Origin of the sequence: Streptomyces sp. ITFR-6 (assembly GCF_031844725.1) — a bacterium.
In the GTDB taxonomy this organism is placed as follows: Bacteria; Actinomycetota; Actinomycetes; order Streptomycetales; family Streptomycetaceae; genus Streptomyces.
The window spans coordinates 1,239,010-1,260,178 of the sequence record NZ_CP134612.1 but is presented as its reverse complement, the minus strand read 5'-3'; the positions used below and the strand labels follow the sequence as shown (position 1 = coordinate 1,260,178).

At 69.5% G+C, this 21,169-nt stretch carries 23 protein-coding genes, 3 pseudogenes and 1 riboswitch; of the genes and pseudogenes, 13 read left to right on the top strand and 13 right to left on the bottom strand.

What is annotated here, in order from left to right:
• Window positions 1-17: 17 nt before the first annotated feature.
• From RLT59_RS05390 to RLT59_RS05380, 3 genes and pseudogenes are all read right to left on the bottom strand, one after another.
• Window positions 18-614: a TetR/AcrR family transcriptional regulator gene (locus RLT59_RS05390; RefSeq protein ID WP_311302318.1), complete on the bottom strand. Its 597-nt coding sequence runs from the start codon at window positions 612-614 to the stop codon at window positions 18-20.
• Window positions 615-671: 57 nt separating this feature from the next.
• Entirely contained in the window at window positions 672-1,988 is a 1,317-nt protein-coding gene (locus tag RLT59_RS05385) for an MFS transporter (protein WP_311302317.1), read from the bottom strand.
• 88 nt (window positions 1,989-2,076) lie between these two features.
• Window positions 2,077-3,559: pseudogene (locus RLT59_RS05380) on the bottom strand (alpha/beta hydrolase).
• 190 nt (window positions 3,560-3,749) lie between these two features.
• Window positions 3,750-3,896, top strand: a riboswitch (cobalamin riboswitch).
• 101 nt (window positions 3,897-3,997) lie between these two features.
• Between RLT59_RS05380 and RLT59_RS05375 the strand changes: the two are divergent.
• The 3 genes from RLT59_RS05375 to RLT59_RS05365 are packed head-to-tail and all read left to right on the top strand — an operon-like array spanning window position 3,998 to window position 6,936.
• Window positions 3,998-5,107, top strand: coding sequence for a FecCD family ABC transporter permease (locus tag RLT59_RS05375; protein ID WP_311302316.1), 1,110 nt, complete (start codon window positions 3,998-4,000; stop codon window positions 5,105-5,107).
• A complete protein-coding gene (locus tag RLT59_RS05370) occupies window positions 5,107-5,889 on the top strand; it encodes an ABC transporter ATP-binding protein (protein WP_311302315.1) in 783 nt (260 codons plus the stop codon). The genes RLT59_RS05375 and RLT59_RS05370 overlap by 1 nt, the downstream gene beginning before the upstream one ends.
• A 15-nt stretch (window positions 5,890-5,904) precedes the next feature.
• Window positions 5,905-6,936 (top strand): ABC transporter substrate-binding protein, encoded by a 1,032-nt coding sequence (locus RLT59_RS05365; protein ID WP_311302314.1) that lies wholly within the window; start codon window positions 5,905-5,907, stop codon window positions 6,934-6,936.
• Between the two features lie 119 nt (window positions 6,937-7,055).
• Here the strand turns inward: RLT59_RS05365 and RLT59_RS05360 are convergent, their stop codons facing one another.
• Genes RLT59_RS05360 through RLT59_RS05350 form a run of 3 tightly spaced genes read right to left on the bottom strand, consistent with a single transcriptional unit; the run spans window position 7,056 to window position 8,296 of the window.
• Entirely contained in the window at window positions 7,056-7,718 is a 663-nt protein-coding gene (locus tag RLT59_RS05360) for a hypothetical protein (RefSeq protein WP_311302313.1), read from the bottom strand.
• 60 nt (window positions 7,719-7,778) lie between these two features.
• Window positions 7,779-7,946 carry a hypothetical protein gene (locus tag RLT59_RS05355; protein WP_311302312.1) on the bottom strand — a complete coding sequence of 56 codons (168 nt, stop codon included), beginning with the start codon at window positions 7,944-7,946 and terminating at the stop codon, window positions 7,779-7,781.
• Window positions 7,943-8,296: a hypothetical protein gene (locus tag RLT59_RS05350; RefSeq protein WP_311302311.1), complete on the bottom strand. Its 354-nt coding sequence runs from the start codon at window positions 8,294-8,296 to the stop codon at window positions 7,943-7,945. Before RLT59_RS05350 ends, RLT59_RS05355 begins: the two co-directional genes overlap by 4 nt.
• A gap of 197 nt (window positions 8,297-8,493) precedes the next feature.
• Here RLT59_RS05350 and RLT59_RS05345 point away from each other — a divergent pair, with 197 nt between their 5' ends.
• The 3 genes and pseudogenes from RLT59_RS05345 to RLT59_RS05335 all read left to right on the top strand — a co-directional run.
• Complete coding sequence (locus RLT59_RS05345) at window positions 8,494-8,802, top strand: transposase (protein WP_311302310.1); 309 nt, start codon at window positions 8,494-8,496, stop codon at window positions 8,800-8,802.
• A 193-nt stretch (window positions 8,803-8,995) separates the two neighbouring features.
• Window positions 8,996-9,715: an IS3 family transposase gene (locus RLT59_RS05340; protein ID WP_311302309.1), complete on the top strand. Its 720-nt coding sequence runs from the start codon at window positions 8,996-8,998 to the stop codon at window positions 9,713-9,715.
• Window positions 9,716-9,980: 265 nt separating this feature from the next.
• Window positions 9,981-10,127: pseudogene (locus tag RLT59_RS05335) on the top strand (IS256 family transposase); the annotation flags it as partial.
• Window positions 10,128-10,369: 242 nt separating this feature from the next.
• On the opposite strand, the gene RLT59_RS05330 reads toward RLT59_RS05335, so the two are convergent.
• Window positions 10,370-11,539 (bottom strand): hydroxymethylglutaryl-CoA reductase, encoded by a 1,170-nt coding sequence (locus RLT59_RS05330; RefSeq protein WP_399124847.1) that lies wholly within the window; start codon window positions 11,537-11,539, stop codon window positions 10,370-10,372.
• A 590-nt stretch (window positions 11,540-12,129) separates the two neighbouring features.
• Between RLT59_RS05330 and RLT59_RS05325 the strand changes: the two genes are divergently transcribed.
• The 4 genes and pseudogenes from RLT59_RS05325 to RLT59_RS39290 all read left to right on the top strand — a co-directional run bounded on the left by RLT59_RS05325 (window position 12,130) and on the right by RLT59_RS39290 (window position 13,323).
• A complete protein-coding gene (locus tag RLT59_RS05325; RefSeq protein ID WP_311302307.1) occupies window positions 12,130-12,462 on the top strand; it encodes a transposase in 333 nt (110 codons plus the stop codon).
• 24 nt (window positions 12,463-12,486) lie between these two features.
• A pseudogene (locus RLT59_RS39300) lies at window positions 12,487-12,708 on the top strand (IS3 family transposase); the annotation flags it as partial.
• Window positions 12,709-12,892: 184 nt separating this feature from the next.
• Window positions 12,893-13,087, top strand: a complete 195-nt coding sequence (locus tag RLT59_RS39295; protein WP_399126842.1) for a hypothetical protein — start codon at window positions 12,893-12,895, stop codon at window positions 13,085-13,087.
• Window positions 13,072-13,323 (top strand): integrase core domain-containing protein, encoded by a 252-nt coding sequence (locus RLT59_RS39290; RefSeq protein ID WP_399126840.1) that lies wholly within the window; start codon window positions 13,072-13,074, stop codon window positions 13,321-13,323. The genes RLT59_RS39295 and RLT59_RS39290 overlap by 16 nt, the downstream gene beginning before the upstream one ends.
• Here the strand turns inward: RLT59_RS39290 and RLT59_RS05315 are convergent.
• From RLT59_RS05315 to RLT59_RS05290, 6 genes are all read right to left on the bottom strand, one after another.
• Complete coding sequence (locus tag RLT59_RS05315) at window positions 13,281-13,913, bottom strand: IS3 family transposase (RefSeq protein WP_311302305.1); 633 nt, start codon at window positions 13,911-13,913, stop codon at window positions 13,281-13,283. The genes RLT59_RS39290 and RLT59_RS05315 overlap by 43 nt on opposite strands.
• Window positions 13,886-14,149, bottom strand: coding sequence for an IS3 family transposase (locus RLT59_RS05310; RefSeq protein WP_311302304.1), 264 nt, complete (start codon window positions 14,147-14,149; stop codon window positions 13,886-13,888). Before RLT59_RS05310 ends, RLT59_RS05315 begins: the two co-directional genes overlap by 28 nt.
• A complete protein-coding gene (locus RLT59_RS05305) occupies window positions 14,146-14,454 on the bottom strand; it encodes a transposase (RefSeq protein WP_311302303.1) in 309 nt (102 codons plus the stop codon). Before RLT59_RS05305 ends, RLT59_RS05310 begins: the two co-directional genes overlap by 4 nt.
• 283 nt (window positions 14,455-14,737) lie before the next feature.
• The gene (locus tag RLT59_RS05300) at window positions 14,738-15,826 is read right to left on the bottom strand and encodes a transposase (RefSeq protein WP_311302302.1); all 1,089 of its coding nucleotides are present in this window, start codon (window positions 15,824-15,826) and stop codon (window positions 14,738-14,740) included.
• Between the two features lie 32 nt (window positions 15,827-15,858).
• Window positions 15,859-16,182, bottom strand: coding sequence for a transposase domain-containing protein (locus tag RLT59_RS05295; RefSeq protein WP_311302301.1), 324 nt, complete (start codon window positions 16,180-16,182; stop codon window positions 15,859-15,861).
• A gap of 261 nt (window positions 16,183-16,443) precedes the next feature.
• The gene (locus tag RLT59_RS05290; RefSeq protein WP_311302300.1) at window positions 16,444-17,826 is read right to left on the bottom strand and encodes an FAD-dependent oxidoreductase; all 1,383 of its coding nucleotides are present in this window, start codon (window positions 17,824-17,826) and stop codon (window positions 16,444-16,446) included.
• 225 nt (window positions 17,827-18,051) lie between these two features.
• On the opposite strand from RLT59_RS05290, the gene RLT59_RS05285 reads away from it, so the two are divergent.
• Genes RLT59_RS05285 through RLT59_RS05275 form a run of 3 tightly spaced genes read left to right on the top strand, consistent with a single transcriptional unit; the run spans window position 18,052 to window position 21,160 of the window.
• Window positions 18,052-19,134 carry a cupin domain-containing protein gene (locus tag RLT59_RS05285; RefSeq protein WP_311302299.1) on the top strand — a complete coding sequence of 361 codons (1,083 nt, stop codon included), beginning with the start codon at window positions 18,052-18,054 and terminating at the stop codon, window positions 19,132-19,134.
• On the top strand, window positions 19,131-20,009 hold the full coding sequence (locus tag RLT59_RS05280; protein ID WP_311302298.1) for a fumarylacetoacetate hydrolase family protein: 879 nt from the start codon (window positions 19,131-19,133) through the stop codon (window positions 20,007-20,009). The genes RLT59_RS05285 and RLT59_RS05280 overlap by 4 nt, the downstream gene beginning before the upstream one ends.
• Window positions 20,010-20,023: 14 nt before the next feature.
• Window positions 20,024-21,160 (top strand): PrpF domain-containing protein, encoded by a 1,137-nt coding sequence (locus RLT59_RS05275; protein ID WP_311302297.1) that lies wholly within the window; start codon window positions 20,024-20,026, stop codon window positions 21,158-21,160.
• Window positions 21,161-21,169 lie beyond the last annotated feature (9 nt).

Sequence of the window (21,169 nt, the reverse complement as noted above, 5' to 3'; positions counted from 1 at the left end):
GGTGTGCCGGGCGGCGTTCATGCCTCGGCGGGTGCGCCCGTGGCCGCCGTGATCAGGGCGTTGGCCGCGGCGAGGGAGGCCGCGGCCACGTCTGAGCGGTGGTGGTCCATCAGGGCGGAGATGCCGGCGCCGTCGTAGAGGATCTGGAGCTGGTGGCCCAGGGCGTCGGGGTCGGCGGCGCCCGCCTCGGCGGCGAGACTGGTGAGGAGTCCGCGCATCCAGCCGCGGAAGCTGTCCGCCGCTTCCTGGACCAGTCCGCCGGGGCTGGCCTCGGCGCCGACGCGGATGAACGCGCAGCCGTGGAAGTCGGGCCGGTCGAACTGCCGTCCCTGGGACTCGAAGACCGCGAGCATCTGCTCGCGGGGCGTGTCGTGCTCCGCGACGGCCCGGGTGATCCGGTCGGCGGTGGCCGTGTGCCGGGTGTCGAGGTAGGCCCGGACGAGCTGCTCCTTGCCGCCGAACGTGTTGTACAGCGACGCCTTGGCCACGCCCGCGTGCTCGATGACCCGGTCGATTCCGACGCTCTGCACGCCCTCGGCGTAGAAGAGTTCGTCGGCGGCGGCGAGCAGGCGCTCGCGCGCCGACGGCTTCGCGGTGCTCGGGACACTCGCCATGACGTTCACTCCTTCAGACAGATCTGTCTATATTATGCCCCGGTCCGAGGCCGCCCCTCAGGCGCTGCCGCCGATCCGCCCGCCCGGCAGGACCGCCGCCCCGTCCCGGCCGCCGCGCACCAGCCCGAGCAGCGCGAACGCCGCGAGGACGATCACGGCGACGCCGTACTCCTGCGCGGTGGCGGCGAGTCCGCCCGCGTGGACGACGAGGAACCCGGCGATCACGGTGGGCGCGCCCATCCCCAGATAGGAGACGACGAAGAGCAGGGACAGCACCCCGGAACTCTCGTGCGGCCGGGCCAGCGGCATGACCGTGCGGATGCCGCCCTGGAAGCCGCTGCCGAAGCCGACGCCCGCGAGGGCGGTGCCGGCGAAGAAGCCGGTGGGGGAGGAGCCGCGGATCGAGGCGAGGGTGAGGGCCACCCCGGCGATCAGCGCGAGGATGCCGGTGAGCATCACCGTCCGGGTCGCCGCCTTGCGCAGGACCAGTACGGAGACGGCGGCCACCCCGGCGAGCACGAACAGGCTCAGCCCGCCCAGTACTTCGGACCCGGAACCGGTCAGCCGGCGTGCGAGGGACGGGCCGAGCGACCCGTACAGTCCGGCCAGCGCCCAGACGGCGAACAGCACCGGCGCGGTCACCAGCATCGGGCGGCGTACGGCACGCGGCAGCTTGATCTCCGGCGCCAGGCTCGCCAGCGCCCCCGGCTTGCGGGTCACCGTCTCCGTCATCAGGGCGACGGCGACGGCCTGGAGCACGAAGACCACCAGCAGCCCGAGGTAGACCAGATGCGTGGGTGCGGGGAGGAACTGGACGACGAGCCCGGAGACCAGCGCGCCGGTCGCCGTGCCGATGCCCGGGGCGACCGCGTTGGTGATCGTGCCGCGCGGCCGGTCGATGTCCATCATCCCGGCGCCGATCGCGCCGAGCGCCGCACCGGTCGACAGACCCTGCGCGATCCGGCCGACCATCAGCGCAGGCACCCCGTCGGCGGTGGCGAACACGACCATGGAGAGGGCCTGCGCCGCCAGCGCGGCCAGCAGCACCGGCCGCCTGCCGACATGGTCGGAGAGCTTGCCCATGATGAGCAGCCCGAGCAGCACGGCCACCGCGTAGACGCCGAAGACCACGGTGGTGGTGATCGGGTCGAAGCCCCATTCCGCCTGGTAGACCGCGTAGAGCGGAGTCGGTGCGCTGGAGGCCGCCAGGAACGAGATGGTGATCGAGGCGAGTACGTACAGCGCCACGTTCGGCGGCAGCCGCCGGCCCCGAGTGGATATGGCAGCGGGTATGGCAGCGGATCCGGGGCCGGCGGGCGCCGCGTCCGGCGTGCGGGCCGGTTTGGACATCGGGACGACCGAGGGATTCGTCATGACCATTCCCGTCCAGAGCATTGGGTAGACCTGTCTGTCTAGTTCCTCGCAATAGATTAGACAGACAGGTCTACTCAGGTCAAACGCGTCACGGCACGGCGGGGCAGCTGGTGCCCCGCGCCGGGACCACCAGGTCGGTCAGGTAGCCGTTCACGGTGTCCTCCATGCACGGGCCGCTGGTGACGCTGCCGTGCCCCTGGCCCTCGTGGGTGAGGAGCCCGCCGCCGCGGCCCAGCTGCCGCGCCACCGACACCGCCCACGGGTAGCCGGTGGCGGGGTCGTGCAGGGCGTTGGACAGCAGGACGGGCGGAGCGCCGGGTGCGTCCAGGCGGTGCTGCGGGTTGGCGGTCGGCGCGCCCAGACACGCCGCCACCATGTGGATCGGCAGCAGGTGGGGCAGGTCCGGCGCGGTCGCGTTCATCGTGGCGACGAGCGAGGCGTACTCCCGGTAGTCACGCACCGGCAGCCGCCAGTCCGAGCAGAAGACCGGGGGTGGCCGGCGGCAGCGGCGCCGTCCCGGTGGGCGACGCCGGCAGCGGCTCGCTCGCGTCCATCCCCGCGATCCCCGTGGCCAGGCCCGCGTAGTCGGCCTCGTAGAAACTCCGGAACGCGTACGAGTTGACCAGATCCGAGGACGACAGCGAGGTCCCCGGTTTCGCCGGGTCCGCCAGCTCGCCGCGCGCGGCGCGGGCCAGCAGGCCCTGCCAGACGGCGCGGACGTCACGGCCGTGCAGGGCGCAGTCCGCCGCACCCTCGCACCACTTCACGAACTCCTGGAACGAGTCCTGCGCCGCGGCCGCCTCCGAGCGCAGGAATTCGCGGGTGGCCGCGACGCTGTGGTCCGTCACGCTCTCCAGCACCATCGCGCGCACGCGCCGCGGGTAGGCCTCGGCGTACTGGGCGCCGAGCAGCGTGCCGTACGAGCTGCCGTGGAAGGTCAGTCTCCGCTCGCCGAGCGCGGCTCACAGGGCGTCCAGGTCCCGGACCGTCTGCCCGGTGTCGAGGTGCTCGAACACCGGGCCGGTACGGGCCCGGCAGTCGGCGCGGAGCCGTCTGTTGTACGCCAGGGTGGCGTCGAAGTCCGCCTGGCTCTCCAGCTCGGGCGACGGCCGCTCGGCAAGCAGTTCACCGGAGCAGGTCACCGGGTTGCTGCCGCCCACGCCGCGCGGGTCGAAGCTGACGATGTCGAACCTGCGGCGGACCTCGGGGCTGAACCGGCTGATCCCGCCCACCACCCTCTCCACACCCGAGTCGCCCGGCCCGCCGGGGCCGAACACCATGGAGCCGACGCGCGCCCCGGGCTCTGTGGCCTTGCGGCGGGCCACGGCCAGATCGAGTCTCGGCCCGTCCGGGTGGTCCCAGTCGACCGGCACGGAGAGCGCGGCGCACTCGGCTCCCGGGTCCGCCGGGACGTCACACGGTGCCCACCGAAGGGCAGCTGTCGCGGGCGGCGACGCGTGGACCGAGGGAGCGGCGGCGAGGCCGGTGGCGGCGGCCGTGGCAGCCGCCACAGCCGTGGCCGTGCCCCGTGCGGCGATGAGCCGTAGTGCGGATCTGCCCCTGAACGGCATAGATCCTCCTTGCGAAGAGAGCGGTTGTGTCAGGCGTGCGGGCCCGGCCGGGGCATCCGCCGTCACGCTAGGTGCTCCGGCGCCCGTGCGGTGCTCCCGTCAGGGGCTTCTCCGGGGCGGGTCAGGGGCTGTTCAGGGGCCACTCGGGGGTGCTCGGGGGGTGCTCCGGGGCGCTCGGGACTCAGGGGCGAAAGGGAGAGCACGGTGCCGTACCCGTAAGCTGCTCACGCCCCGCGGGGGAAGTCCGGTCGAATTCCGGCGCTGACCCGCAACGGTAGGCGGAGCCGTCCCCATGGCTCCGCAAGCCCGATTACCCGCGGCGGTGAAGGCTCCTGTCAATTCGCCGTGGACTGCGAGAGGTGCTGCACAGGGCGCTTCGCGTCCGGGCCGCTCCTTCGATCGTGCAGGTGCACGGCCTGAGGTGAAAGCGATCCGACCGTGGTCACTCCCCTCGAACGCATACCCGCCCCGCCCTCGCGCGCGGCGCGCGCCGGTGGCGGGCCCGCTCCTCCCCGGCGCGTACCCCTGTCCCTGCTGGTGATCACGCTGTGTGCCCTGCTGCCGCTCTCCCTGGTCTGCGGCGCCGGAATCGGGGCCTCGGGGATCTCCTGGGGAGAGGTGTCGCGCTATCTGTGGGCAGGCCTGACGGGACAGCGGATCGCTCCCGGTGAAGTCGCCGGGTACACCATCGTGTGGGAGCTGCGCTTTCCGCGAGCCGTACTGGCCGCGGTCGTCGGAGCCGGCCTGTCCGCCATCGGCGTCGCGGTCCAGGCCATGGTCCGCAACGCCCTGGCCGACCCGTTCGTGCTCGGCATCTCCTCCGGCGCGGCCGTCGGTGCGAACGCCGTCCTCATCTTCGGGGTCTTCGGCGCCTTCGGTGTCTGGGCGCTGTCCACAGCGGCGTTCCTCGCCGCGCTCCTCGCGATGATGCTCGTATACGCGGTCGCCAGCACCGCGCGCGGACTGACCCCGCTGCGCCTGGTCCTGACGGGCACGGCCATGTACTACGGCTTCTCGGCCATCACGACGTTCATGGTGTTCGCCGCGGAGCGGGGCGAGGCCGCCCGCTCCGCGATGATGTGGATGCTGGGCAGCCTCGGGGGCGCCACCTGGTCCTCCGTGCCGATTGCCGCGGGCGCCACGATCGGCGGCCTCGCCCACCTCTGGTGGTCGGCGCGCCGGCTCAATGCCCTGGCGATGGGTGACGAGACCGCCGCCGCCCTGGGAGTGAATGCGGGCAGGCTGCGCAAGGAACTGTTCCTGGTCTCCGCCGCGGTCACCGGGGCGCTGGTCGCGGTGAGCGGCGCGATCGGCTTCGTCGGGCTGATGGTCCCGCACGCCGCGCGCATGCTGGTCGGCGCGGACCACCGCCGTCTGCTGGCCGTCGCACCGCTCGCGGGGGCCGTCCTGCTGATCTGGGTGGACATCCTCTCGCGCGTGCTGCTCGCCCCGGCGGAACTGCCGCTCGGCGTGCTGACCGCGATGATCGGCGTGCCGTGCTTCATCCTCCTCATGCGCCGCCGCTCCTACACCTTCGGGGGTGCGTGATGCGGATCGATATCGACGCGCTGACGGTCGAGATCGCCGGCGCGCGGCTGGTGGAGGACGTCACGCTGCGAGCGGGCGACGCCCGGCTCGTCGGACTGGTGGGGCCCAACGGCAGCGGGAAGTCAACGCTGTTGCGCTGCGTCTACCGGGCGCTGAACCCCTCCGCCGGGACCGTCCGGATCGGCGGCGAGGACCTGCACGCCCTGAGTCCGCGGGAGGCCGCCCGCCGGCTGGCCGCGCTTCCCCAGGAGTCGAGTCACGAGTTCGACTTCACCGTCGCCGAGATCGTCGCGATGGGAAGGATGCCGCACCAGGGACCGACGGCGCGCGTGTCGGAGGAGGACCGCCGCACATGTGACGCCGCGCTGGCGGAGGTCGGGGCCGGACACCTGGCCGACCGGGGCTTTTTGACCCTGTCCGGAGGCGAGAAGCAACGGGTCCTGATCGCCCGCGCCATGGCGCAGCAGCCGCGCGCGCTGGTGCTCGACGAGCCCACCAACCACCTGGACATCGCCCAGCAGCTGGAGGTACTGGCCCTGGTGCGTGCCAGCGGACTGACCGTGCTCACGGCGTTGCACGACCTCAATCTCGCCGCACTCCACTGCGACGTCCTCCATGTCATCGACCGCGGCCGGATCGTCGCGTCGGGCGCCCCGCACGACGTACTCACCCCGGAGCTGCTGGCCGAGGTCTTCGGCGTCCGGGCGCACCGGGTACCGCACCCGGAGACCGGCGCCGTACAGCTGATCTTCGACCGCCTCCTCCCCGCCGCCCGTTACTAAGGAAGCCCTGCCACCATGCCCAGCCCGATACGTCCCGTCGCCATCGGTCTCGCCCTCACCGCCGTGCTGGCCCTCAGCGGCTGCGGCGCCGAGATCACCCCGCAGGACGCGAACGACGACAAGAGCGCACCCGCGGCCGGGGGCCACTACCCCGTGACCGTCGAGAACTGCGGTGAGAAGAAGACCTACGACAAGGCCCCGCGGCGCGTGGTCACCAACGATGTCGGTATCACCGAGATCATGTTCGCCCTGGAACTCGAAGACCACATGGCGGGCTATGTGATGCCCGACGACAAGGGCGACCTGACGTCCGTCCCCTGGAAGGGCGGGTACGAGAAGACCGCGTGGCTGTCCAAGGAGACGATCAACAAGGAACTCGTCCTCGACGCACGCGCCGACCTGGTCTTCGCCGGCTGGAACTACGGCTTCAACGAGGGGGACGGATTCACCCCGGCAGCCCTGAAGAAGGTGGGCGTCGACTCCTACCTGCTGAGCGAGTCGTGCCGCAACGGGCAGGGGAAGGCGCGAGGGGTGATGCCGCCGCTCGACGCGCTCTACACCGACCTTCGGAACCTGGGGAAGATCTTCGACGTCGAGAAGCGCGCCGAATCCCTGATCGCACGGTTCCGGAAGGAGGTCGCCCAGGCGCAGGCGACCGCTCTGAAGGGCGCCGACCGGCCGAGGGTGTTCCTCTACGACGACGGCCGGGACAAGCCGCTGACCTCGGGTGCCTACGCCGGACCGCACGACATCATCACCAGGGCCGGCGGCGACCACGTCATGAAGGACCTCAAGGACACCTGGACGACGGTGGGATGGGAGACCGTCGTCGAGCGGGACCCCGAGGTGATCGTCATCAACAACTACGGGGACACCGGCGCGGAGCAGAAGCAGAAGTTCCTGGCGTCCTATCCGCCGCTGGCCAATGTGTCGGCGATCAAGAACGACCGCATCGTCGTCCTCGACTACGTGGACCTCGTCGAGAGCCCGCGCAATCCCGCAGCCATCACCTCGCTCGCGGCAGCTCTGCGGAAGGCCCGCAGCTGACCCGCGCCCGACCTGCGGCTGTGGCTGCGTCCGCTCCCCGGCACCGCCGCCCCCGCCACCCGGGGCGGCGGTGCCGGGGGCGGTCCGTCCGGGTGTGCATGGAGCAACGGCCCGTGAGGTCATCGCGACAGTGCCGCCACGCTCAGCAGCAGATGCGCCGACTCGGGATGGTCGAAGTCGGAGTGCGCTCCGGCCGGGGCCAGGCGGGTGCGGGCGGAGCCGCGGAAGCGGCCGCTGGCATCCACGTTGACCAGCCGGTGATCCAGCGCCGAGAGGCCGTACGGCTCGTGCACCGGCAACAGCCGGGTGTGGAACTGGGGGACCGGTGCCGTACCGGCTCCCGAGTGCCCGATGCCGGCTGGGCCCTCCGCGTGCAGATGCCAGAAACCGGTGGCCCGGTCCCAGCGGGAGTGGGTCAGCACCAGTGGTCCGCGCAGGGGGGCGTGGACCTTCGCACCGGACGGGAACAGGGCGGGGAAGAGACGGTCGAACGCGTCCCGGGGCGCCGCCATCTGGAAGACGACCATGCTGTCCACGGTGAAGGGGCGCCTCGGTGACGTGGGCGTGCTCCACCCCAGCACCCGCGGCGCTTCCGGTGCCGCCGCCCACTGCACGGCCTCGCACAGGAACCGGCCGCCGAACGAATGGCCCACGAGATGCAGGTACTGGCCGTTGCGGTTGGTCAGGACCGGGGCGGAGGCCGGGTCGGGGCGTTGTGCGTCGAGGTAGCCGAGAAGGTGGGCGAGCACATGGGGCGCATGGCCCTGACCGGGTGCGCTCATCGCATGGGCGCGGTCGCGGATCCTGCGGTAGCCACCGAGCGAGGGCAGGCTGGACGACGGTTAGCGCACGACCACGACCCCGGGCCGGAACCCCCGGGCCAGCTGCGGATAGCGGTCCGGATGCGCGGCGGCCAGCTCCCGGGCCCGGGTGAGCAGGGCCGTCGCGCGCCGCTGCGCGACGGCCGGTGCGGTCTGCCGGCCATGCACGTGGACGTAGAGATCCGTCACCCGGTCCGGGGTGCGGACGTGCTCGACGAAGGCACTGCCGAGGTACTCCAGTTCGGCCGTCGCCGTGGGCCCCCGGCGTGGCAGGCGTTGAGCACCACGAACGGGCGGAAGGCCGAATCCCGCGAGGTGCGGAACTCCTCGCGGTGCTGGTGGACCAGGTCCGCGTCGATGACCTTGTTGTCCGAGAGCCTGATCCCCACCGTGCGGTGGGCGCCGTACTCCTCGAAGGCGCCGTGGCACCAGAAGTACATCAGGTCCTCGTCGGACTCGGCGCCCGGGAGCGACTTGAGGAACTCGTCCGCGTGGGTGTGTACCGTCAGTTCGGAGCGCGCATCGAGCAGTCGCGCCACCTCCTGTGAGCGCCCGACGCCCTTGAGCGCCAGGTCGGCGTTGAGGCTGGTGACCGGGAGGGGCCGGACGGCCGGGGGGTGGAAGGGGGCGTACGACGCGCCGGTCTGCTCGGTCTCGTGCCGGGATCCGAGGTTCCCCCGAGGTGTGAAGTGGGCTACCAGCAGGTCAGATGGTTCTCATGAGAGGAACATCGACCATGGCCGCACCGAGGAAATACTCGTTGGAGTTGCGTGAGCGTGCGGTGCGCATGTATTGCGTCACCGAGCCGAAGCCGCAGATCAAGAAGCTCGCTACCGATCTCGGCGTGCATCCCGAGGCCCTGCGCGGCTGGAACCGGCAGGCAGAGCGGGACGCCGGCGAACGCACCGATGGCCTGACCACTGACGAGCGCGCCGAGCTCGTCGCGCTGCGAAAGAAGAACGCCCAGCTCAAGCGGGCGAACGATGTCCTGCGGACGGCCTCGGCTTTTTTCGCGGCGCAACTCGACCCGACCCGACCCAGGTGACCGCGCTCGTTGACGAGCACCCCCGCCTGGGAGTCGAGTGCGTACTTCGGGAGCTGCACATCGCTTCCTCAACCTGCTACCGCCGGCGTCACGCAGAGAAGGAGCCATGTGAACGCAAGCGCCGCGACACCGGGCTGACCGAGAAGATCAAGGAGATCCACGCCGACTCCGGCGGCATCTACGGTTCCCCCGCGTGCATGCCGCGCTCAAACGTGAGGACATCCACGTCGGTCGCAAGCGAGTCGAACGGCTGATGCGCGACGCCAAACTCGCCGGGATCAGCCCACGTCGCAAGGGATTCACCCGCCGCGATCCCAAGGTTACGTTCGCCCCGGACCTGGTCCGGCGGGACTTCACCGCTCCCGCCCCGAACCGGTTGTGGGGCACCGACCTCACCATGATCCCCACCGGCGAGGGACCGTTGTGGCTCTCCGCGATCCGCGACGCGTTCTCGAGGCGCGTGGTGGCCTGGGAGACGTCCGCCCGCGCGGACGCCGACCTCGTCCTGTCCTCGCTCAAGTACGCCCTCGCCTCCCGCGAGGTCAAACCCGGCCAACTCGTCCATCACGCCGACCACGGCAGTCAGTACACGTCGGTCAAGCTCACAACCCGCCTGGTACGTGCGGGGATTGATGCATCCATGGGGACGGTCGGGGACAGTTACGACAATGCCCTCGCGGAGAACCTGTGGATGCTGATCAAGACGGAATGCGTCCGCGGCCGCGTCTTCCCGACGAGAGCCGAAGCGCACCTCGCACTCTTCGAGTACATCGACGGCTTCTACAACAGCCGGCGCATCCAGAAACGGCTCGGCTACCTCAGCCCGATCGAGTTCGAGGAGAAGCACTACGCCGAGCAGGCAGCGGCCGAACGAGCGAACCTGAAACCCCGCCAACCCGCCCTGAACAGCTGATCAGCACCCCCCGCACAGCGGGGGAACCTCAGAAGCGGTTCCGTCGGAGTCGGTGGACGACCGGTTGCTTGATGAGCTGGTGGGCCGGGCTGAGGTCGAGCCCTTCAGCCGACGGTGGGCGTGGGCTACTCCAGGAGTGGACCGAGCGGCTTCTGGAGTCCGCTCTTGAGGGCGTGATCACCGGGCGCTTCGGCTATGACAGTATGATCCGACTGGGAAGAACGGCGCCGATTCACGCAATGGCACCCGTGCCAGGACCACGCTCACGGACGTCGGCCCGGTCGGGATAGCCCTGCCCCGTAACCAGGAAGGCAGCTTTGAGTCGACGATGGCCAAGAAGCGGCTGAAGCGCCTGTCCGGCGTTCACGGGAAGGCCATCTCGCTCACTACGGAAGGGCCCGGCCACTGGTGAGGTCAAGGCCCACCTGGCGGAGGTCTGCGGTGCCGATGTGTCCCGCCAGACGATCTCCACGATCACCGACAAGGGCCAGGCCCGCTGAACCATATGCCGGAAGACCGTGCTGAACGCCTTCGACGGCCGCCTCTCCGTCGCCCTGCGACAACCCCAGTCACACCACTCGTTCGACAGACCCGAACAGAACGTCGAAGCCCCCCTCCCCCGCCCCGACCGACATCATGCCTGACCAGTGAAAATCAGATGATCACGTTCGGTTGGGATGCGGCTTCTGAGGCCGGAAGCGTGGGGGAGGTGCGCGCTGCGTCCGGGCTGTCGGGCTGGCGCCGTGGAGCCGGTCTGTTACGTCCGAGACGTTCGTGGGCGGAGGCGAAGTGTCCGGAGACGGCTGCCGAAACCGTTGAGAGGTCCAGGGCCAGGGCGAAGCCGGCGATGATCTGTGCCAGGCGGGAGGCGCTCCCCGGGCCGGTGCAGGCCATCGATTCCAGAAGCTCGTGCTGAGCGGGCAGGTGGGTGCCGCCACCGATGGTGCCGAGCGCCAGGCCGGGCAGGGTCATGCTCGCGTAGACGCCGTTTGGTGTGCGTTCGAGGATGAACTGTCCCACGCTCGACTCGTGGACGCAGGCGATGTCCTGGCCCGTGGCAGTGAAGATCGCGGCGACGATGTTGGCGGTGTTCGCGTTCGAGCCCAGTACGCCACTGTGAACGGCTCCGGCCGCGATGTGCTGGTATCCCCTGAACAACTCGTCTGGGGTGGTCCGCAGGACGCGCCCGATTACCTCCGCCGGCAGGAGGCAGTCGGCAGACACTCTGATGCCTCGCCCTTGCACCATGGCCTGGGACGACGCCTTCTTGTCTCCGGAGGTGTTTCCCTCGATGATGAAGGTCTCGGGTTCGCCGTCCGCAAGCAGGTGCGACTGCCGCAGAATCCACTGGCAGGCGTGCCAGGTACAGATGGTCGTCATGTTCTGCCCCGCCGCGTCGCCGGTGGTGTACCGGAACCTCAGATGGACGGTCCTGCCCAGCACAACCGGCTCGATCGAGACGAGCTCTGCGTGGTTGGACACCTCCCGCACGGCTGCCCGCAAGTCATCCAGATGTCCGGTGACCATCGAGGCGAACCGGCAAGCGTCCGCCAGTTGGGAGAAGGCGAAAACCGGTGCGCGCGTCATGGTCTGAGCCAGGGCGCTGGTGCTGACGCCACCTGCCATGGTGAGGGCCATAGCTCCCCGGGTGGCGGAGGAGACGAGAGCGCCCTCCGTGGTCGCCATGGGGGCGTAGACCTCGCCCTGGACGTCCGTCCCTCGAAACAGCAAGGGACCGGCCACACCGACCGGGATCTCGACGGCCCCGACGAACCCCTCGATGTTGCCGGTCAGCCGACCGGCTTCCAGCCGGGTGTGCGTCAAGGAATCCAGTGTGAGCCCGGTCGTGGAACGCAACCAGCTGAGCCGCTGGAGGCGCGCCGATTCGGTGTAGACCCCCCGAGCCGGGACGTAACGTCCGGTGGTGCGGTCCCGGGAGGGGCCGTCCGGAATGTTTCGAGAACTCATGCGGCATCATTTCTCCTACGCGGGCGGCCACGCGCCCGCTGACCTCATACCTAACGGCCGCCCGACAATGCGCCGGGACAGGCAACAGGCCGCAGGGGACCTGCCGGGCAACCGACATGACAGCGGATGGACGCGACGCCGTAGACCGGACAGGGAGGCAGACGACCAGACGACGATCAGTCGGCAGCCCCGTATTGAACTCCGGCGCGTCCTCGGGCTGACCCTTCTGACCCGGGTGTCGAGCAACGTACACGGCCTTTCCGGTTTCCACCGCGTTCGAAAAAGACAGTTGCCCTCAAAATGCCCTCCTGGCGGAGCGCAGACAAGGAGGCGGTCGATGCACGGGGGCGGCTTCGACATCCCCGCGCCTGCGCCGGGCGCACGCCTTTGGTTGAGCTGTACTGAGGTTTGTGAAGTCCCTGGTGCGAGGGTTGCGGTCCTGGCGGGTGAGAACCCACATCAGCGCCAGCACCACAGAGATACCCCGACGACTGCGTGAGCGCGCGATCCGCACCACTGGCCGGCCCGTCACGCACGTCGCGAAGGGCCTTGGCATCCACAAGGAAGCCCTGCGCCAGTGGGTCCGCCAGGCCGAAGCCGACCGCAGCGAGCGCGACGACCGGATGTCAACCGCCGAGCGCGACGAGCTCAGGAAACTCCACAGGCAGATCGCCGAGTTGAAGCGGGTGAACGAGATCCTGAAGGCCGCTTCGGTGTTTTTGCCCAGGAGATCGACCGTCCCCGGACGAGGCCGAGCAGGTGATCGGCCAACTGCGTGAGAAGGGTCTCGGGGACGATCCCGGGTGCTGGAGCTGTCGCCGTCGACGTACTTCGCACGCAGTAAGCGGCCGAAGTCCGCCCGACGGCTCCGCGATGAACAGCTCATGCCGCTGATCACTGAAGTCCACGCCCGGTCGGGCGGCACCTACGGCGCCCACCAGATCACGCGGGCCCTCGGGCGCAAGGGTGTCGAGATGGCCCGCTGCACCGTCGAGCGGCTGATGGCCGAGCTCGGCCTGGAGGACGCCATCCGTGGCCAGTGGTGCCGGACCACGGTTCCGGAGCCGTCGGCACCGCGTCCGCCGGACCTGGTCGAGCGCGAGCTGACCGCCTCGCGGCTTGAACAGCTGTGGGTCGCGGACATGACCTCTGTCCGCGACCTGGTCGGGGTGGGTGTATGTGACGTTTGTTCTGGACGTGTACTCGCGGATGAACGTCAGCTGGCAGGTCGCGAACCACATGCGGGCAGAACTCCCGCTGGACGCTTTGCAGATGGCGTTGTGGCGGCGTCGGAGCAAGAAGGACTCCGGGCTGATACATCACAGCGACCGCTTGAATCCGGTCAGTACACGAGCAGGATTTTCGCCGAAGCCTGCGGGTCCGCAGGGGTGCGGCGCAGTATGAGCGCGGTCGGATCCGCAGACAACGCATTCGCCGAGTCCTTCAACGCGACGTTCAAACGTGAGATCCTGCAAGGACGAAAGAGGCGGCCGACCGGGCGCGAGGCCCGACTCGACGCCTTCAGGCGGCTCCACCGCTACAACACCCGACGCCGACTGAGCTTGTTCCGCTTTGGCGGACACCATGTGTGTGGTGGTCAGGCTGCGCGTGCGGTCTCGTATGCGGCGGGACTGCGGTAGCCGAGGCTGCCGCGCAGACGGTGCAAGTTGTACCAGCCCTCGATGAAATCGAAGATCGCGGTGCGGACGGCAGCCCGGCTGGGCCAGGAGCTGGTGCCGAGCAGCTTTCTTTTGATGGTGGCAAAGAACGACTCGGCGAGTGCGTTGTGCCAGCACTGTCCGGTGCGGCCGACCGACAGGCGTGCTCCCAACCGGTGTGCGGGCGTCGCGAGTTGATGGCTGGTGTATTGGCAGTCGCGATCCGAGTGAAAGTTCACCGGACCGCTGGGGCGGCGCTTTCGGCAGGCGGCCGTGAGGGCATCGGCGGCCAGATCGGTCCGCAGGTGGTCGGCCGTCACCCAGCCGACCACGCGGCGGGAGGCGATGCTGATGACGGTGGCCAGGCAGAGCCAGTCCTCGTCTGTGGCGATGTAGGTGATGTCGCCGCACCAGCGGGCGTCCAGGCCGGCAGGATCGGGCTGGAGGTTGCGGGGGACGAGATCGGGCCGCAGGGCAGCCCGTGGATCAGGGATCGTCGTCCGGCGTCGCCCGCGGTGTCGGCCCCGCAGGCCGGCAGCGCGCATCAGCCGCGGACGCGTCGGCGGCCGCATCCGGCGTCCGCGTGCTTGAGCACGGCATGGACGCGCGGGGCGCCGTAGGTTCCCCGCGATCTCGTGTGGACGTCGGCGATCTGTTCCGCCAGTTCGGCGTCACGTACCGCGCGGGGGCCAGGCTTGGCGACGAGGCGGGCATAGAAGGCGGTCCGGGATGTTTTCAGCAGCTCACACGCTCGTTTTCCGCTGTGACCTGCACGCTTCTCCGGCTCGATGAACGGGTGCACCGTCACCGGGTCTCCTTCGCGAAGAAAGCCGTCGCACGCTTGAGGACCTCGACGTCCTCACGCAGTCGGCGGTTCTCCCGCCGCGGTGCGGCCAGTTCTTCCCGTTCGCTGCTGGTCAGGCCGTCGCGTTCGCCCGCTTCGACCTCTGCCTGGCTGACCCACAGCCGCACCGCGGTCTCGGTCAGATCGAAGTCCTTGGCGATCCGGCCGACCGAGCGGTCACCGCGTCGGCACAGCTCGACGATCTCGGCCTTGAACTCCGGCGTGAACGAACGACGAGACCGAGGCTTCTTCTTCCCCACGCTTTCCATGATGGACATCCTCCCGGGGCAGAACCCCTGATCTCGAATGTCCGTCAAAGCGGATCAAGCCCATACCCACCGCATAACCCGTGTCCAGGATTCGGGGACCTGTCCCAAGGCCGGGTAGTTAACGGAGTTCCCCTGGTGGCAAGGGTGTTGGTGACCACTGCGTGGCGGTGTAGAGGCCGGGGCCGATCTTGTGGATGAGGCCGTTGGCGGCCCAGCGGTTGAGCTGTCTGTACATGTTTTCTAGGGTGACGTCGCCGAAGCGGGCCGCGATGTCGCGGGGCCGTCATGGACGGCCGGGCTCTTCGTGGAGCAGGTCGAGGATGCGGTGCCTGCGGCGCTGGGAGTGGGTGGCGAGCCGGTCGTCGCGGGAGGCGGCGGGCAGCGCGGGCTGCTCATTCGCGGGCTCGAGGATGGCGACATCGAGGCGGGTGACGGTGCGGCTGCGGTCGGGGCGGCCGTCGTCTTGGCGTTCGGCGTACCGGGAGACCGACGAGCGGACCTTGCGGGTGCTGACGCGGGACCGGCGGGGTGGGAGGAGGCCGACCAGGACGCGCTGGCCGATGACGCCGACGGTGCTGGCGTCCGGGACCGTGGTGATGCCGGTGGCCTGGACGACGAGGTCGCGGGCGGCCTGCACGGCGATGGTGAAGCCGCAGCGGTCCGGGTCGGTGCCCGGCCTGGACTCGGCGGCCTGGACCATCACGGTGCGAAGCGCATGGTAGAGGGTGAGCTGGGCCCACATCTCCTGCTCGACGCCGACCGGGTCGCCCGACCGCAGCGGGCGGCCCTGTCCCAGGGTGTGCCGCAGCGCGTAGTAGGCGGACTCGTGCTCCCACCGCTCGTGGTAGAGCGCGGCCAGCACGGTGGCCGGGTATCGGTTCGCGCAGGTCAGCGTGGTGGCGAGTCGGTAAGCCCCGGTGAAGGAGGTGCCGTCGTTCAAGGTCACGGTGACCTGCGCCTCGATGATGCGGACCGGGACGGTACCGATAACAGACAGGTAGGAGCCGTCGCCGAGACGGGCCAGGACCGGAGTGCTCCGGTTGGCGCGGATCCGCCCGAGGAACTGCGCGCCGGTGCCGGTCAGAGCGGCGAGGAAGGCGTTGGCGTCGAAGCCCTTGTCCCATAACAGCAGCATGTCGGGGCGGAGACGGTGCAGGAGCCGGCTGGCGTAGGCGGCCTCGCCGGTGTCGGTGGGACCGAACACCGCGCCGATCAGGGCGCGGGTGCCGGTCTCCACCAACGTCATCAGCTCCAGCATCGGGCAGCCGCCCCGGTCGCCCGGGCCGAACCATTCCACGTTGCGCTCGGTGTCGGCCAGCCTGATCGAGCTGCAGCCGTCGAACGAGACCGTCCGGAAGCATCCGAACCGCACCCCGGTCGTGGCCGGTTGGGCAAGCGGCCCGGTCAGGACCTCGAACAGGCGGCGGACCGGCGCCGGACCGACCCGGCGCCGCAGGTCACGCAGGGCCTTCGCGGTCGGCCCGGCGACCTCCAGGCCGACACCGCCAGCGCCGCGGTGAGCTTGTTCCAGACCAGCCGGTAGCCAACCTTCGCAAACAGGCACATCGCCAGCAGGAAGTAGACCCCGACCCTAGAGGGCAAGTCACGCAGCCGGCGCTGCACACAACCGGTCTCCTCCAGGACCGCATCGACGAGCTCGAACGGCACGACCTGCGTCAGCTCGCCCAGATGGCCGGGCGCGAAGGGCCCCGTGGCCACAGCGAACACGCGGGAGAGCGTCGTCAGACCGGACGGCGCGACACAATGACGTACGGGCAACGGGGCACCTCGGCGATCAGCAGTCTTGGCGGACTATCCGATCAACGCGACCCCGCTGCACGCGTCACGACCCGACGCCGAAACCCCTTGTCGCCAGGGGAAATCCGTTAACTACCCGGCCTTGGGTCAAGGCGCCGGGCCGCGCTTCACCCGCCCCGGTACCAGGGTCGCCGGCTGCAAGGAGACCTGTGTAGCCGGCGCTCGTCGTGGTCACATCGGTGTGTCGGCCGCGCCGCGACCGGCGGCCCGCCCGAAGATCACGCTCTTGCCGAGTGACGACCCGCTCATATAGGCGTTGCCGTGGAAGCCGCCGACGATCTCGCCCGCCGCGTACAGGCCGGGCACCGTTCCGCCGAGCACGTGGGCCACACGCATCTCCACGTCCACCCGCAGTCCGCCGTAGGTGCTGGTCAGCCCGGCGGTGGTGGGGTACGCGTAATAGGGGGCCCGGTTGATCGTCGGTAGCTCGCCGTAGCCGCTGGACAGATGGGTGCGCCCGAAGTCCGTGTCGCCGGTGGACCGGACGGCGTCGTTGTAGCCGTCGACGGTCGCGGCCAGGGCGTCGGGGTCCAGGCCCGCCGCGACGGCCAGTTCCCTGATCGAGTCGGCTTGCAGGAGGTACCCCTGCTCCAGCGCCCCCCGGTAGTTGTTGACCAGCTTGCCGGGAATCGTCTGCTCCATGACCTGTTCGTCGAAGATCTGGACACCGAGACCGCCGGGCTGCTGAAGACAGACCCCGCCGATGAGCTTGTAGGAGATCGATTCGTCGACGAACCGCTCAGCCCTGCTGTTGACCACGATGCCGCCCCGGTACAGCGCGTTCAGGAGGGTCGGATTCGGAGGCATACCCGGTACGTCGGCTGTGACGCCGAAGGTGGCTTTGATGGTGCCTACGTCGGCCAGGTCCGCACCGACGGACATGGCCAGGTACATCCCGTCGCCGGTGTTGTGCTCACCGCCCATGCGCCGGGCGTTGCTCAGCTGCGGGGCGAATGTGGAGATGGCCCGTCTGCTCCGGGCGAAGCCACCAGTGGCGAGGACGACCGCCCGGGCGGGGCGCTCGGTCGCGGTGCCGTCGCTGTCACGCGTGACCACGCCGACGATCCGGCCGTTTTCCTGTGTAAGCGCCTCGGTCGTGGTGGCGAGCAGTTCGGTGACGGAATGGTGGGCCGTTGCCGCGGCCCTGATGAGCGCGTGGGAGCGGCCGATGTCGACACCGTGCGAGCGCGGTACGGACTGGTTACCGCTCAGGCTCACTCCGTCGAAATCGACTCCGCAGCGTTTGAGCCAGTGATAGGCCGCAAGCTGGCGCCGGACATACAGGTCGACGAGCTGCGGGTCCGACTGCTCGCCCCCGCCCCTCAACAGGTCCCGGCGCAGCAGGTCATCGCTGTCCTCGATGCCGTGTGCGGCCTGGAGGTCGGTGCCGGCGAAGGCGAACGAGCCGCCGCTGCGCAGGGTGCTGCCACCCGGTTCGGCGGCTTTATCGATGACGAGTACGCGCGCTCCCCGCTCCGCCGCTTCGATCGCGGCGCTGTAGCCGGCCAGTCCTCCGCCGAGGACGACCACTGGTGCATCGCTGCTCTTTGCCATTCTGGTCCTTGAAGAATCTCGGTCGGCCATGACGGCGTTTCCGGCGCGTCCCCGGCCGGTGGGCGCGCGTCCGGAGAAACGTCCCGGCCGATCGGCAGTCCGGACGACCTGGTTGACAACCTCGCTCGCAGCCTTGAGGATAATGGTCAAATCATTTGGCGTCAACGATGAAACAGTCCGGGGAACGGGATGTCTCGGGACGTCGAAGTGAATTGAGGAGCCGACATGACAGAGACCTCGACCGAAATCCAGGATGAGGACACCGCGCGCGGGGAGTTGGTCGCGGCCCTGCGGGAGGCGGGGATCGCGATCCACCAGCCCACGGACCCCCCGCTCTTTACCCGCACTCCCGAACCGGCCATGGTGCCGATGCACTGGCGCTGGGACGACCTGGAGGAGTTCCTGAAGAGGCTGGGTGAGGTCGTCGCCCTGAGTCCGGGTAGCGCTCGACGCACCCTCCGGCTGGCCAACCCTGGGCTCCAGTACGGCACCACACCCACCTTCTGGGCCTCGATCCAGTACATCCTCCCCGGTGAGGTGGCCACCGCGCACCGGCATACCGCGTCCGCGTTCCGGTTCGTCATGCAGGGGACCGGGTGCAGCACCACGGTTGAGGGCGAGAACTACGAGATGAACGAGGGCGACCTCGTGCTCACGCCGAACTGGTCCTGGCATGACCATGTGCACGAGGGGCCCGAGCCGATGATCTGGCTCGACGTGCTCGACGTGTCGCTGATGCGTTCGCTGGAGAACGTGTTCTTCGACCCGTACGAGACCGACACCCAGCCCGTCGGCCCCGAGCCCGAGAAGTCCTGGAGGGAGTACGGGTCAGGCCTGCTGCGTCCGGTCGGACCGGCACCGCGCAGGACGACGAACCCGCTCCTGGTCTACGCGAACGAGCAGACCCTGGGGGCACTGGAGCGGGCCAAGGGACTCGTCGCCGACCCGGCCGACGACGTCATCCTCGAATACCAGGACCCCACATCGGGCGGTCCGGTGCTGCCTGCGATGTCGATGAAGGCCCAGATCCTGCGTGCGGGCTTCGATGGTGTGGCGCACCGGCACAGCGGCAGCAAGGTCTACTGGGTGGTCGAGGGCGCCGGCACGATGTACGTGGACGGTCAACGGTTCGACTGGGGCAAGGGTGACTTCCTGGCCGTGCCACCGTGGGCCACGGTCCGCCACAGTAATCCCCACGGCTCGGACGCGCGGCTGTTCCGGGTCGACGACAGCGCCGTGCTGCGCGCGCTGAACGTCTACCACGAAGAGGTAGACGGCGACGGCGCGACAGCGAAGGCAGAACGATGAGACTCGCCGTCTTCGACGACCACCGGCTCGGCGTCGTCGAGGGGGACGAGATCCGGGACATCACCGGGCTCGTTCCGGCGGCGTTCGACCAGTGGCCACAGCAGCGGATGAACTGGCTGATCCGGAACTGGGCCGAGATCGGCCCGCGCCTCGGCGACGTGGACGGGCCGCGCGTACCCCTGGCCTCGGTCACCCTGCGCGCCGCCAACCCGGCGCCCCCGCAGCTCTTCGCGATCCCGGCCAACTACCGGGCGCACATCGGCGAGATCGGCGACCGCTCGGTGACTACCGGCGGCCGTACGGCTCGGGAGGCCGGCTTCTTCCTGAAGGCGGCGGGATCGCTGAGCGGAGCCGGTGAACCGATCACCCTGCCCGCGGGATCGACACGCCGGTTCGACCACGAGTGCGAGCTTGGGGTGGTCATAGGCCGAGGGGGTCGCAACATTCCGCGCGAGCGGGCCTTCGAGCATGTATTCGGCTATGCCTGCCTGATCGACATGACGATGCGGATCGAACGGGGGAAGTTCGAGGAGGACCGGTCACTGCGCAAGTCGTTCCGCACCTTCACCCCGTTCGGCCCGTTCGTGGTGACCGCCGATGAGATTCCCGATCTGGACACGCTGGCCTCGCGGCTGCTCGTCAACGGCGAGAAGCGGCAGGGCGCGAGCCTGAAGGACATGATCGTGTCCGTTGGTGAGGCGATCGAGCTGATCAGCTCGGTGGTGGACATCCAGCCCGGAGACGTCATCGCCAGCGGCACGCCGAAGGGTGTCGCTCCGGTTGTGCCCGGAGACGAGGTGACCATCGAGATCGACAGCATCGGAGAGATGACGCTGCTGATCGCCGAGGCCGACCCCGCCCCGCGGCCGTTCTGAGCGGGGGTGGACCGATGACCTCGATCAAGGCCGTGTTCGTCCGGGGCGGGACGAGCAAGGGGCTGGTCTTCCACGAGAGGGACCTGCCGCTGGAACAGGCGGAGTGGGACCCGGTCTTCCTACGGGCGATGGGTAGCCCCGACCCCTATGGCCGGCAGCTCGACGGCATGGGCGGAGGCGTCTCCTCGTTGTCGAAGGTCTGCGTCGTGCGCCCGTCGCCGCGCCGGGACGCCGACGTCGACTACACCTTCGCACAGGTCCAGATCGGCCACGCCGCCGTCAACTACTCGGGCAACTGCGGGAACATGGCTTCGGCCGTCGGCCCGTTCGCTGTTGACGAAGGTCTGGTGGAGGCCCCTTCGGACGGCACTGCGGTGGTCCGGATGCACAACCTGAACACGGGTAAGACGATCCGTTCCGCATTCGCCGTCCGGGCCGGGCGAAGTGTGCGGGAGGGGAGCTACCGGCTCCAGGGGGTGGCCGGCACCGGCAGCCCGGTCCGTCTGGACTTCCTGGATCCGGGTGGCACTGTCAACGGACGACTGCTGCCCGTGGGTGAGGCGATGACCCGCATCACGGTTGGCGGTGTCCCCATGCATGTGAGCATGGTCGACAGCGCCAATCCGGTGGTGTTCGTCCGCGCCGCGGAACTGGGCTTGCGGGCCGTGGAGACGCCCGACGAGCTGGAAGCCGGTGCCGAGGTGCTGCTGCGTCTGGAGGAGGTGAGGCGCACCGCGTCGGTGCTGATGGGCATCGCGGCCGACGCCGTGGCCGCCGCGAAGAACCCGACGACACCCTTCGTCGCTGTGGTGGGCCCCTCGGCAGCGTTCCGGACGCTGGGAGGGGACAGGACAGAGGAAGGGGATGTCGATCTGTCCGTACGGTTTCTGTCCAACGGGCAGCCGCACCGCGCGCTCCCGCTCACCGGAGCCCTGTGCACGGCCGTCGCGGCCCAAGTCACCGGGTCGGTCGTCCACGAGAGTGCGCGCCACGCGGGGGGCGACATGATTCGCCTGGGATCGCCCTCCGGCCCGATCGAGGTCGCGGCCTCGGTATCCGGGTCGCTCGACACCGCCGAGGGAATGAGGGTCGATCATGCGACGGCTTTCAGGACGACGCGGCGGCTGTTTTCCGGGTATGTGGAACTCTGACGGCTCGTC